The 12,481-nt window shown below is 60.8% G+C and carries 14 protein-coding genes; 9 read left to right on the top strand and 5 right to left on the bottom strand.

Annotated elements, in window-relative coordinates; all coding sequences use genetic code 11:
• Positions 1–38 precede the first annotated feature (38 nt).
• Complete coding sequence (locus CWS72_RS07510; protein ID WP_101250131.1) at positions 39–911, bottom strand: aldo/keto reductase; 873 nt, start codon at positions 909–911, stop codon at positions 39–41.
• Positions 912–1,402: 491 nt separating this feature from the next.
• On the opposite strand from CWS72_RS07510, the gene CWS72_RS07505 reads away from it, so the two are divergent.
• On the top strand, positions 1,403–1,786 hold the full coding sequence (locus tag CWS72_RS07505) for a Ros/MucR family transcriptional regulator (RefSeq protein ID WP_241911627.1): 384 nt from the start codon (positions 1,403–1,405) through the stop codon (positions 1,784–1,786).
• A gap of 229 nt (positions 1,787–2,015) precedes the next feature.
• Positions 2,016–2,321, top strand: a complete 306-nt coding sequence (locus tag CWS72_RS07500; RefSeq protein ID WP_101249977.1) for a hypothetical protein — start codon at positions 2,016–2,018, stop codon at positions 2,319–2,321.
• A gap of 87 nt (positions 2,322–2,408) precedes the next feature.
• On the opposite strand, the gene CWS72_RS07495 is transcribed toward CWS72_RS07500, so the two are convergent.
• A complete protein-coding gene (locus CWS72_RS07495; RefSeq protein ID WP_101249976.1) occupies positions 2,409–3,776 on the bottom strand; it encodes a TrpB-like pyridoxal phosphate-dependent enzyme in 1,368 nt (455 codons plus the stop codon).
• 348 nt (positions 3,777–4,124) lie between these two features.
• On the opposite strand from CWS72_RS07495, the gene CWS72_RS27725 reads away from it, so the two are divergent.
• Both CWS72_RS27725 and CWS72_RS07490 read left to right on the top strand, forming a co-directional pair.
• The gene (locus CWS72_RS27725) at positions 4,125–4,295 is read left to right on the top strand and encodes a hypothetical protein (protein WP_158240547.1); all 171 of its coding nucleotides are present in this window, start codon (positions 4,125–4,127) and stop codon (positions 4,293–4,295) included.
• The gene (locus tag CWS72_RS07490) at positions 4,292–4,507 is read left to right on the top strand and encodes a hypothetical protein (RefSeq protein WP_101249975.1); all 216 of its coding nucleotides are present in this window, start codon (positions 4,292–4,294) and stop codon (positions 4,505–4,507) included. The genes CWS72_RS27725 and CWS72_RS07490 overlap by 4 nt, the downstream gene beginning before the upstream one ends.
• A 12-nt stretch (positions 4,508–4,519) precedes the next feature.
• On the opposite strand, the gene CWS72_RS07485 is transcribed toward CWS72_RS07490, so the two are convergent.
• Positions 4,520–5,965 (bottom strand): aminoacyl-histidine dipeptidase, encoded by a 1,446-nt coding sequence (locus CWS72_RS07485; RefSeq protein WP_101249974.1) that lies wholly within the window; start codon positions 5,963–5,965, stop codon positions 4,520–4,522.
• Positions 5,966–6,212: 247 nt separating this feature from the next.
• On the opposite strand from CWS72_RS07485, the gene CWS72_RS07480 reads away from it, so the two are divergent.
• On the top strand, positions 6,213–7,043 hold the full coding sequence (locus CWS72_RS07480; protein ID WP_101249973.1) for an aldo/keto reductase: 831 nt from the start codon (positions 6,213–6,215) through the stop codon (positions 7,041–7,043).
• An 11-nt stretch (positions 7,044–7,054) separates the two neighbouring features.
• A complete protein-coding gene (locus CWS72_RS07475) occupies positions 7,055–7,399 on the top strand; it encodes a phenylpyruvate tautomerase MIF-related protein (protein ID WP_101250130.1) in 345 nt (114 codons plus the stop codon).
• Between the two features lie 492 nt (positions 7,400–7,891).
• On the opposite strand, the gene CWS72_RS07470 is transcribed toward CWS72_RS07475, so the two are convergent.
• Positions 7,892–8,071, bottom strand: coding sequence for a hypothetical protein (locus tag CWS72_RS07470; RefSeq protein WP_101249972.1), 180 nt, complete (start codon positions 8,069–8,071; stop codon positions 7,892–7,894).
• A gap of 664 nt (positions 8,072–8,735) precedes the next feature.
• Between CWS72_RS07470 and CWS72_RS07465 the strand changes: the two genes are divergently transcribed.
• From CWS72_RS07465 to CWS72_RS07455, 3 genes are all read left to right on the top strand, one after another.
• On the top strand, positions 8,736–9,152 hold the full coding sequence (locus CWS72_RS07465; RefSeq protein WP_146002669.1) for a hypothetical protein: 417 nt from the start codon (positions 8,736–8,738) through the stop codon (positions 9,150–9,152).
• A 137-nt stretch (positions 9,153–9,289) separates the two neighbouring features.
• On the top strand, positions 9,290–10,462 hold the full coding sequence (locus CWS72_RS07460; protein ID WP_146002668.1) for an EAL domain-containing protein: 1,173 nt from the start codon (positions 9,290–9,292) through the stop codon (positions 10,460–10,462).
• Positions 10,463–10,621: 159 nt separating this feature from the next.
• Positions 10,622–10,861 carry a hypothetical protein gene (locus CWS72_RS07455; RefSeq protein ID WP_101249969.1) on the top strand — a complete coding sequence of 80 codons (240 nt, stop codon included), beginning with the start codon at positions 10,622–10,624 and terminating at the stop codon, positions 10,859–10,861.
• A gap of 26 nt (positions 10,862–10,887) precedes the next feature.
• On the opposite strand, the gene CWS72_RS07450 is transcribed toward CWS72_RS07455, so the two are convergent.
• Positions 10,888–11,793, bottom strand: coding sequence for a TIM44-like domain-containing protein (locus tag CWS72_RS07450; protein WP_101249968.1), 906 nt, complete (start codon positions 11,791–11,793; stop codon positions 10,888–10,890).
• Positions 11,794–12,481 lie beyond the last annotated feature (688 nt).

Here is a 12,481-nt window from a genome sequence, read left to right as displayed (position 1 = left end):
TGACGGCACGGGGGGCCAAATCGAAACGATAGGATCGCCTACGCTTTCCTTCGGCCTTCCGCATCCAGGGTCCGAAAATCCGCATCCGACAAGACGATACCCGCGGCACGAACATTGTCCTCAAGATGGGCGAGCTTTCCGGTGCCGGGAATCGGCAGCATCACCGGACTGCACTTCAGAACCCAGGCCAGGGCGATCTGGCTTGGCGTGGCGCCGGTCTTGCGAACGATCCCGTCCAGGGCCGTACCGGGCTTGGCCAGAGTGCCGGCAGCCAGCGGATACCAGGGAATGAAACCGATGCCTTTGGCCGTGCAATAGTCGAGAACATCCTCGCTGGTGCGGTCGACCAGATTAAAGCGGTTCTGCACGGTGGCCACCGGAAAGACCTTGGCGGCGGCTTCGATGTCGGCGACGCCGACCTCGCTCAAGCCGGCGTGACGGATCAGTCCCTCCTTGATCATGTCGGCGATGACGCCGAACTGCTCGTCGCGCGGCACCTTGGGATCGATGCGGTGCAACTGCCAGAGGGCGATCTGCTCGACCTTCAGCCGCCGGAGGCTCATCAGGACGCATTGACGCAGATATTCCGGCCGCCCGACCGGCGCCCAGATGTTCGGCCCGTGCCGGGTCAGCCCGCCTTTCGTCGCCACCAGGAGCCCGCCGTAGGGAGCCAGAGCCTCGGCAATCAGATCCTCGCTGACGAAGGGGCCGTAGCTGTCCGCCGTATCGATGAAATTGACGCCCAGTTCGGGCAACCGGCGCAAGGTCCGGATAGCCTCGGCCCGGTCGTCCGGCCCATTCCAGATGCCCTTGCCGGTGATGCGCATAGCGCCGAAGCCCAACCGATTGACGGCGATCTCACCGCCGATGAGAAACGGCCCGGATGCCGCCGCAGAAAAGGTGGGGGACATGTCGCTCTCCATGAAAAACGGGGGGGAAACCCGAAAGACACCCGGCAAGTCTAAGCGTTTGCCCAGAAATCACCATGTCATTTCGGGCCAAACGCCCGAAGCGCCGTGTGAGGCGTGGCCGACACGGAGGATCCATCCCAGCCCGACCGTCCGGTGGCGCGGCATGGAGAGTGCAGACGCGGTTATTCAGCACTCGTCTATTATGCTCACCATGAGCCGAAGCACGCGCCCCCCTGAAAAGACGCCACCCCTCCATTCCGCCCAACCAAAGAAATAGAATCCGAATAGTAAAATCAGCTATACCTACTTAGATGTACGCCAAACCCGAAAATATTTTCGTGCTGCCATATTTTCGGCACATTGGCATTGAAGACTGTTCTTTGGCGTTGTAATACCGCATGTGGTAAACTGTCCAAATGTTCTCGTCGAGGTAACCCCCAATGATAAAAGAAACCGCTAAAATTGTATCCGCCTACTTATCCGGTAATCACTTGGCTGAAAATGAAATTTCCGATTTCATTCGCAGCACTTATGCTGCGCTGGTCGCAACAACCTCGCCGGATCCGGTAACGGAAGCTGCCAATGCGCAACCGGCCGTGCCGATCAAGAAGTCGGTTACACCTTCGGCGGTGATCTGCCTTGAATGCGGCAAGAAGTTCAGCATGCTGAAACGGCATCTGCGGACGGATCACGACACCTCGGCCAACGAATACCGCACCAAGTGGGGCCTGCCGTCGACCTATCCGATGGTGGCTCCGGATTACGCGGCGCGGCGCTCGGCTCTGGCGGTGAAGATCGGCCTCGGCCATTCACGGCAGAGCGCGCCGGCCTCGGCCAGCAAGCCGAAACGCGCCTCGAAATCCAGCGCCGAGTGAGGGTCCGGGCGCGAAAGCGCCCGGCTCGTGGCCCGATCCAGACGCTTGGGGACCAAGCGTCTGGATAAGTTGGCCCACCAAATGATTGAATTGTGCTAAGAATCCGACGGGTAGCGCGAGCGCTACCCGTCGGATTCTTAGCACTAGGACATTAAAACGTGACTGACGAAATGAAGCCGGCCGCTGACGTGGTCGGCTTATTCCAGAACGGGGCAAAGGACCAAAGGCGATGAGCCCCGAAATCGATAAGGCCCGCCTCTTACGGGCATTGGCGTTCGAAATCCGACGCAAGATTCCGGCCGGCGACGCCTTGAGCACATGCATCGAACGGGAAGGCCGCGGCGGCCGGCATCGGCTCTACCGGCAAGCCAGCGCCGTTCTCGAAAGCGAAGGGTTCGTGCCCGCCCTGCTGGCTGCCGGCGTCGTTGGCGAAGAAGCCGCGGTCATACTGGATATCGTGATGGCGACCCACGATCATCGCACGCTCGCCGACGCCATCGGCGGCTTAGCCGATTTCCAGGACCGTCAAACCTAAACCCGAGCGACGCTTGCGCCCGCCGAAGCCGAAAAGCGAGGCGGGGCAAAAGCCCCGCCTCGCGATCCCGATTAGATCAACCCCGCTTCAATTTTCATCCACCACCGGCAATTCCAACAAAGCCCGGTCCAGCGCGGCACGATCGAACGGCACATCCTTGAGCTTGCCGGCGAAATAGTCGGTGTAGGCCTGCATGTCGAAATGACCATGCCCGGATAGGCAGAACAGAATGGTTTCGCTTTTGCCTTCCGCCTTGCAGCGCAAGGCCTCGTCGATGGCGGCGCGAACGGCGTGGCTGGATTCCGGGGCGGGCACGATCCCCTCGGTACGGGCCAACTGCACGGCGGCCTCGAAGCAGGCGGTCTGGGCGTAAGCCCGCGGCTCGATCAGCCCCAACTCCAGCACATGGCTGACCAGGGGCGCCATGCCGTGATAGCGCAGACCGCCGGCATGGAAGCCCGGCGGCACGAAGGACGCTCCCAGGGTGTGCATCTTGACCAGGGGCGTCAAATGCCCGGTATCGCCATAATCATAAGCGTAACGGCCCTGGGTCATGGTCGGACAGGATGTCGGCTCGACGGCGACGATACGGGCATGGCTGCGACCGGCCAGCTTTTCACGGATGTAGGGGAAGGCGATGCCTGCGAAATTGCTCCCCCCGCCGGCGCATCCGATGACCACGTCCGGATCGACCCCGGCATCGGCCATTTGCAACATGGCCTCCTCGCCGATCACCGTCTGATGCAACAGCACATGGTTGAGCACCGAGCCCAGCGCGTATTTGGTGTCGTCACGGCCCGCCGCCACCTCGACCGCCTCGGAAATGGCGATGCCGAGAGAGCCGCTGCTGTCGGGGGATTTTTCCAGGATGGCGCGGCCCGCCGCGGTCAGCGGCGAAGGACTGGCGATACAGCGGGCGCCATAGGTTTCCATCAGGGCCCGCCGGTAAGGTTTCTGCCCGTAGCTCACCTTGACCATATAGACCTCGACCTCGAGGCCGAACAGCGAACCGGCGAAGGCCAACGAGGAACCCCATTGCCCGGCACCGGTTTCGGTCGCCAGGCGCTTGACCCCCTCCTCCTTGTTGTAGAAAGCCTGCGCCACCGAGGTGTTCGGCTTGTGGCTGCCGGCGGGGCTGACACCTTCATACTTGAAGAAGATCTTGGCGGGCGTATCCAACGCCTTTTCCAGACCCCGTGCCCGGATCAGCGGCGAGGGACGCCACAGCTTGTAGATCTCGCGAACCGGCTCGGGAATTTCGATCCAGCGCTCGGTCGAAACCTCCTGGGCGATAACCGCCTGGGGAAAGATCGGCGCCAGATCGTCGGGGCCGATCGGCTTACCGGTGGCGGGATGCAGTGGCGGCGGCGGCGGCTTCGGCAGATCGGCAACCAAATTGTACCAAGCCTTGGGAATCCGATCCTCACCCAACAGATACTTCACCCGCTCGCTCATGCTATCCGCCCTTTCTGGCTTTTCTTGACCATGACGGAGCGTTCTACCGCGATCCCGCCGGCAAGGCCAGGGGCTCGTCTGCCACGCCCAGGGTAACCGGTGAACGCGCGCGCGCTGCTCGTCCGAGAATGATTCTCGTCGCGTTGGCGCGTTGAGCGGTGCCCCGAAGCTTTAGCGAAGGAAGCCCGAGGCGGACGGATGTCCGCCGCCCGGCGCCTGAGGGACTAAGAATTTAAACCAGGGTAATCGGGTGAACCCGATTACCCTGCCGCCACGATCCCTCGTCTATTTTTCGCTTGTCCCCATTTAGCCATTGCTCCCCCATTCCCCGGCCCTCATAGTTTTTTTATGACAGAGCAAGACGATATCAAAACCTCGGCGGACGGCTGGCTGTCCTTTCTCGGCAAGCTGGCTCTGCTGCAAAGGGAAGCGGAACGTCGCGGCTTGACGGAGATCGTGCAGTCGACCAAGGAAACGGCCGTCGCCGTCAGCGAACGCTTGAAGAGCAGCGCCCATTGATCGCACGGCCGGAGCCATCCGGGGCAGCCCTCGAAATCGAGGAGCTGGGTCCCCAGAAATTTGCCCTGGCCGTCACCTTCGACGGGCAGCGCTTCGATTGCGGAACCTATATCAGCCGGGGGGCCGCCATGCAGGCCGGACGCCTGTTCATCGACAGGAAAGAGGGCGAACGGGCGAGCATGCGCAAACGACCGCGCAAGAAGGGCGCGTAACGACGCGGCGGGTCATATTTCCGCCAGAATGGCTTTCAAAAGACGCCAGGACCGGTCGACCGAGGCGATCTCCACCCTTTCCCCTGGGGCATGCGCGCCACGAATGGTCGGCCCGAAGGACACCGTATCGATTTCAGGATATTTGGCGCCGATGATGCCGCACTCCAGTCCGGCGTGGATCACCTGGACGTTCGCATCCGCCCCAAACTCCCGCGCATAAACGTCCTGGCAAAGCGCCAGCAAGGCGGAATGGGGATTGGGGGTCCATCCCGGATATTCACCGCTGACGGTGATCCGGCAACCGGCCAGGGTGAAAAGGCTGACGATTTCGTCGGCGAGCATCTCCGTTCCCGACGAGCGTAACGAGCGGACCATCAGACTGGCCGAAAAATCCCCGTCGCTCAGGGAAAGAAGCCCAAGATTGTCCGACGTCTCAACCACATTTTGGAAATCCGCACTCATCCGGCGCACGCCATGCGGCGCGGCATGCAGCGCGGCGAGCAGAGCGGACTGATCGCCCAGGCTGATCGCGGCAGATACCGTGGCCGGCACCGCCTCGACGGCGACGGCTTCGTCGACACCGGCCAGCTCGGCGCGAAACAGCGCCTGCAGATCGGCCAGCAGGGACGCGAGTCCGGCCGCGTCCCGACCCGGCAGCGCGATGTCGGCCCAGGCCTCGCGCGGCAAGGCGTTGCGGGCGGTTCCGCCAGACATGGCGGCCAATCGCAGATTCGTGTTTTTTTCGAGCCGCCGCAGGACTCTGATCAGCAACTTGTTGGCATTACCCCGGCCCAAATGAATATCGACGCCGGAATGACCGCCCCGCAATCCGTGAACGCGCAGACGATATCCATCATAGCCCTCGGGCACGGCCTCGGTACGGCAATGACGGATGACGGCGACGTCGCAGCCCCCCGCGCAGCCCAGATAGAATTCCCCCCATTCCTCGGTATCGAGATTGAGCATCTTCCGCCCGGTCAGCAAGCCCGGAGGCAAGCCACGCGCGCCTCCCATCCCGGCCTCCTCGTCGACGGTCAACAGAACCTCCAAGGGTGGATGCTCCAGCGTCTCGTCTTCCAAAGCGGCCAAAGCCAGAGCGACGCCGATGCCGTTGTCCGCTCCCAGGGTGGTGTCCGGGGCCGTCAGCCAACCGTCGCGTTCGACCGGACGGATTGGATCCCGGGTGAAATCGTGAACGGTGCCGCTGTTGGCTTGGCAAACCATATCGAGGTGGGCCTGCAAAACGACTCCGAGGCGATCCCCTCGCCCCCTGGAGGCCGCCTTGCGGATCAGCAGATTGCCGGCGGAATCGATGGTGGCAGCCAGGCCGCGGGCTTCCGCCCAATCGGCCATATGGCGGCGTAATGCCGTCTCCTGCTTCGACGGACGGGGAATCTCGCACAAAGTGGCGAAATGCTTCCAGACTAGAGCGGGATGAAGATGGGCGATGGCGGTCACGGGAATGGGTACCTGTAGCGGAGGAAAAGGGCGCCGCGATCCGAATGGCGCGGTGTGATGGTTAATATGGGGTGGAATTCCGGCTCCCGCCAATAAAAAGGGTTGTCTGTCCCGGCAAGGGTGGATGAAATGCCGTTTTGAAAAGAGTCCGCGATCTTAATCGTAAAATCGTTTTATGGACCAGTCGCCGCACTGTTTCCGTCCGACACGTATCGACTGGATCGACCAACCATGAACAGGAGCTCCCATGCATAGCGTGTCCCTGCCCGACGGCGAACAAGTTGCGGCTCTCGGCCAAGGCAGCTGGGGATTGGGAGAGAACCGCAACCGCCGCGCCGAGGAGCTCGCCGCCATTCGCGAAGGCGTGGCGCTTGGCATGACGCTGATCGACACCGCGGAAATGTACGGTGAAGGGGGCACGGAAAGCTTTCTCGCCGAGGCCCTCGCCGGATTGCGCGACCAAGTGTTCCTGGTCAGCAAGGCCTATCCCCAAAATGCCGGACGGGCCCGGCTCGCCCAGGCTTGCGAACAAAGCCTGCGCCGGCTTAATACCGACCGGCTCGATCTTTATCTCTTGCACTGGCGCGGCAACGTGCCCCTGGGCGAGACTGCGGAAGCCATGCAGGCCCTGCAGCGGAAAGGCAAGATTCGGCATTGGGGCGTCAGCAATCTCGATACCGAAGACATGCGGGAACTGGAAAGTCTCGGCGGGCAGACCTGCGCGACCAACCAAATTCTCTATAATTTGACGCGACGAGGGCCGGAATACGATCTTCTGCCCTGGATGCAGGCCCGCAGGATGCCTTTGATGGCCTACAGTCCGATCGAGCAGGGGCGGCTGCCGGCGAAAAATGCGCTCAAGGCCATCGCCCAGCGCCATGAAGCGACACCTTTGCAGATCGCCCTGGCCTGGGTTCTGCATCGCACCGACGCCATTGTCATTCCCAAGGCGGCGCGTCTCGACCATGTACGGCAGAACCACGCCGCCGCCGAGATCGTCTTGGCCGACGACGATCTCAAGGCTTTGGACGAAGCCTTCCCTCCCCCGAGCCACAAAGTTCCCTTGGCCATGTTGTGAAGGCTGCCGTCATGCCGCTGATTCGCGTCGCATCGAACAGACAACTGGAGACCACGGCGGAAACGCCCTTCGCCAAGGACCTTTCGACGTTTGCCGCCCGCCTTCTGGGCAAGCCGGAACGCTATGTGATGGTGCATCTGCAGATGGGGCAGACCATGGTTCTGGGAGGAACCGACGAGCCCCTGGCCAATGTCGAAGTGCAAAGCATCGGTCTGCCGACGGCGCGAACCGGAGACTTCTCCAAAGCGCTTTGCGACTTTCTCGAAAAGCGCCTCGAGATCGCGCCGTCACGCGTCTATATCCAGTTCACCGCCGTTCCCGGCGAGTTGTGGGGATGGAACGGCGCCACTTTCTAGGGCCTGTCGTCAGTTACCGGGATATCGTGCTGGTGCCCCCAAAACCGTCATGGCCGTGCTCGACACACGGCTGTCCGGCACAGTTTGTGCGTCGCTCGCATTTGAGTGATGGCAGCAACCAAAAACCGCCATTGCCGGACTTGATCCGGCAATCCATGATTGCATTGGTCTGCCGACGTCATTGGAGGCAGCCAGGTGGATGCCCGGATCAAGTCCGGGCATGACGACTTATAATTGAGCGGCCTCGTATGAATCTTCCTGAATATTGAGGGCAAAATCCGTGCCGGACAGCCGTGGCACAAGGCCGGGCATGACGTCTTTATGATTGAATCGCGAAACCAAAATACCGGAAGAGCGGTAACTGACGACAGGCCCTTGGGCATTGAATCTTTCAATGCCCTGAGCGATGCGATGCTTAAGCCCCGCCAATGGATATCGGCGCCAAGGCCTAAGGAACTCATCCCGACGAACCTCGTCAGGGACTCGCCGGTATTATTCGGCCTGACCCAGGATGCGCAGGAATTCCGGCAGGCTCAATCCGCCCACGGGCGAGCGAACCCACTGCTCCGGCTGACAGGAAGCCTTCAACTCGGAATAAAGAGAATCACTCAGGCCCCCAACCGGGCTATGCCTGACCACGTCGTCCACCAGCGAAGAACTGTCCTTCGGCATTTTCTCATTCCCATAGACGGCCGATCCGCGAAGATCGGCCCCACCGCAACATAAGCGGATGTTTTATATCGCAGTGCAACATAAACGGTGCCATGCTGCAGTGCGAACAGAATGCTGACATGGCAGCCCATCCTGAATCGCATAGGTAGGGAAATACAACTACTGCTATAGGTCTAGGCAGGTACCGCCTGATGCGTATGATGTTTCATCGGTGGGTACCGCACTTCCATGTCTCTCTTTTCAGCCAGAGCCGCTCCATTGTCAGGTGACCGCGGGTAAAGAGGACGGTTCCGTTCCCTATCAAACAGAACCCGGCAGGGCTTGATCCGACAACTCGAAGATCAGGAGGACTGGTGATCGATCCGGATAAAGCGCTTCGGCGGGCAGGACAGCTCCGCATACCCGGATACACCATGTTACCGCGAATTGAAAAACACCGACCCGAATGACGCAGATTACGTAAACAGCATTAACATATAATATACAAAATTCGTTATAGTTGTAACCATAGCTTTATTTCTTTTTTTACTGGATTTGACTTGAAAATTCAGCCCCTTTCGCTAATATACCCGCAATCGTTACAGCATGGCTCGCCTTGCTTAGACATATGGCCATTTTGATCTGGCCCGCGCCCATGCTTTGGGGTGCTCGCCTGGAGAGTGTGATGGACAGTTGGGACGACAATGATTGGCCGATGAACATCCGGAAGAAGGATGAGGAACAGAAACTGTTCCACAAATCCGTCACCTCCGCCTTTCTTCTGCTGTTGGACTGTAACGAACAGCCGCTACCGCTCGACACGGTCCGCGAGTTGTGCCACCAGCCCGAAACCGGCGTTGCGCAATCGGAGCGGCCCAAGCAGGACCATCTCGTACGCGACGTCATGGACGAAGACTACGGGCAGATGCTCGACGTCATCGAAGGATTGAAGATCGGGCTCGCCTTGGGCAGGGATTTCGAAGATGAAATCCTCTCGGCCGATACCATGATGGCGGATCTCACCGAATCGCAGGTTTCCCAAGACGATTTCGATGTCCCCCTGTTCCGTTTGACCGAACGGCGCAGCACCAAACCATCCTGACTGCCCAGGGGGGAATGGGGAGAGGGAGAGCCGGAAGGCGAACAAGTCTCTCCTGGCAATAGTGGAAAAATATTGATTTCCCGGATCTTCTGAATGTGCGACTTTTCTTCATCAACCGTGAAGACGAGAAGCGTCTCATGCTGAATTTCAGCGTTCCCGCCGGAGATCTTCTTTTCAGAGAAGATGACCCGGCGGATTGCGCTTATCTCGTGGAAGAAGGCTGGGTCGAAATCTACACCGAACGCACGGGGTGGCGTCAGTCCCTGTCGCTGATCGGCCCGGGGGAAATCTTTGGCGAAATGGGGGTCATCGACGGATCCCCTCGAACCGCCACGGCTGTCGCCGCGGAAGATTGCAAACTGCTTCGCATCACCGTCGATCAGTTCCAGGCACTCCTTGGCCGTAGTGAACCCTTTCATGCCGAATTGCTGGTCAAACTGGTCGCCCGTTTTCGCGAAGCCCAGCGGGCATGGATGGACGGCAGCCTGTTGCCGCGCCAGGAAAGCTCGGCGATGGGACCGGGCTACAGCATGCTGGCACGTCATCGCGATCTGGCCTGCGCCCTGGATCGCGGGGAAATCGTTCCCTATCTGCAGCCGATCGTCGATCTGACCACGGGACGCTGGCGCGGCTTCGAAGCATTGGCGCGCTGGCAATCCCCCGTCTCCGGCCTGCGCTCTCCGTGCGATTTTCTTCCGCTGGCCGAACGGACTGGCCTGATCCGTCGTATCGACCTGCACATCGCGGAGCGCGTCATGCGAGCGATCGGGTCCATCGGCGGGACGGCTCCGCCCTATATCAACATCAATTTCTCGGCCTGGCACTTCAAGGACGACCGCCTGCTTCCCAATATCCGCGATCTTTTGGAAAAAACCGGGCTGGACGCCCACCGCATGCGGGTCGAACTCACCGAGACCCTGATGCTCGACGATCCGAACCGCGCCCTCAGGATCATGAGCGATCTCGAAGCGATCGGGATCAAACTGGCCCTCGACGATTTCGGAACCGGCTATTCCTCTCTCAGCGTCCTGCACCGCATGCCCATCCACGTCCTCAAGATCGATCGGACCCTGGTTACCGGCGTATTGGCGGAGGGACGCCCGCGCAGCGTGATGCGCAGCCTCATCTCGCTGTCTCGCGAACTCGGCATGGAAATCGTTATCGAAGGCGTCGAAGACACCGAAACCGCGACGATCCTGGAGCAGTTGGGATGCAACGTCGGCCAGGGATTTCTGTTCGCCAAACCGATGCCGATGGATCAGGCGATTGCGGCGTGGAAGGCTATGACGCCACTCTTGTCGAACGGCTGATGAGCCAGGCCGCCGAGTAATCCGGCTTCACCCGATTACTCTGGATCAGGCCGGCCATCATCTCGCCAAGATTGCATGTTCTATTAATAACCATACGGAATTTCGAACGGGCCGTTTCCTAAAAAAAGCCGGAAACGGACCATTCATTCGGAGGACACCATGCGTGTCGTCAGCGCCCAGATCAAAACGATCCTGCTGTTGTGCTGCGTCGCTTTCGGACTATCGGCCTGTGCGGTTTACGAACCCGCGCCCTATTACTATTCGACCCCCGCCTATGGCTATTACGGGCCGGGATACACCTACTCCCCAGGCTATTATTACCCCGGTTACGTCTATTCTCCGTCCGTCGTCATCGGCGGAGGCTGGTGGCATGGCGGCGGAGGACATCATTGGCGATGACCCTCCTCCATCGGTCGGGACCCGCGTTAAACCTGCTGAATGGCGCTCAATTGCCAGGGGCCGTTCAAATGCCTGACCAGAGTCCAGACTTCCGCCGATTCGGACGGATGGGTGGCGTCGCCTGACACCAGATCGGTGCCCCCCATCCGCACCGTATAATCGACGGCGCTCCATTTCAGGCTGACCGTGGCGTAGTCCACGGTTCCTTCCCGCCAGGTTTCAAGGACGTCGCCCTTCAGCAGACGAACCTGTTCGACGCGATTTTGCACGCCTTTCCGGGTGTTCTCGCGCAGTTGCTCTTCCATATAGCCGGCCAGTTCGGGCGTCGCCAGCCGATGGAGACCGGCAATATCGCCAACGCTCCAGGCGGTCTGGATGCCGTTCAGAAGGCCTTCGAACGTCGACAGGTCGGAAGAAGACAACTCCACCCCGGGCGTTACCGCCGGTCCGCTCGCCGGGGCCGAGGCGGCCACGGGGGCGTTGGGCCGGAAATCACTCATCGGCACGGTTCCCGGTTGGGCTTGGCGACGAAAGAACCCAATCGCCCAGCGCACCAGAAACACCGCCAGCGCGACCTGCAGGAGAAGGCTGAGAATCCCCCCCATGCCGCCGCCGAACATATGGCCGCCGCCGAACAGCAAGGCACCGATGCCGGCCCCGATGAAGCCGCCCATGACCCCGCCGAGGAAGGGATGACGCTCAAAGAACCCCTGCCGCATCGCCGGAGCGGCCAAGGGCGCCGCTTGTGGCTGCGGCGCGGGCGTATAAACGGGGGCCGGCGCGGCCGCCGGCGGAGGGGTGATGCTGCGTTCGATCGGCTTGGCCGTATTCGGCGTATAAGTCTTCGATCCCCGGCTGCCCATGCTCGAGCCGCTTCCCGCCTTCGCTTCGGCCAAAGCCGGAGCGAAAGCCAGGACGATCGCCACGAGCACGGCTAGAAGCCTGATCCCACCCTGTTGCACCGCATGACCTCGAAATTGTTGAGCGACACTCGTCGCATAGTGCTGCAGATGTACAGGAGGCAGCCCTCCGGGTCAAAGAGACAGATCAGTGATAACGGAGCAATTCGGTGAACGCGCGCGAGTCGTTCTTCCAAAAGTGATTTTCGTCGCGTTGGCGCGTTGAGCGGTGCGTCAGGAAAGCTGGCGCGATCCGGCCGGTGGAAGTCCGGCCCAGGTAAGGGGTAGCGCCCGCCTGGTAACGAGTGTTGCGGGGTCGTCGGTGACGGCGGCCGCGAAGCGTACACAGTGATTGTGCGGGGTGTGGGATTGAGCCACGAAATGCGTACATTGCGGAGGCCGAGCCGGTCGCTCATGGCGAAGGCAATATGTGCGATGCCGTCAGGCGAGGCATCGACGCTCCGTCGGGGTCGTAGGCCACATCACGTACAAAAGGATTGCGACCGGAACCTGAGAGGTCTCGTGTCTGACCGGATGACCACAGTCATGCCGGCCCGCGTTGGGAAGGTGAGGAGCCGTAGCCGACGATGAACGAGCACGAGAAGTCAGACCCCAACATAGTAGCGATGAAGCCGACGAACAAAGCCGGAAGACTGGTGGCGGAGTCGGTGGAGCCAAGGGCGGGGACCGAGGGGAACGCGGACCAGCAACGCACACTCCG

Origin of the sequence: Telmatospirillum siberiense (assembly GCF_002845745.1) — a bacterium.
Taxonomy (GTDB): domain Bacteria; phylum Pseudomonadota; class Alphaproteobacteria; order Rhodospirillales; family Magnetospirillaceae; genus Telmatospirillum; species Telmatospirillum siberiense.
The sequence above is the reverse complement of the archived record's forward strand: the minus strand, read 5'-3'. Positions and strand labels throughout refer to the sequence as shown.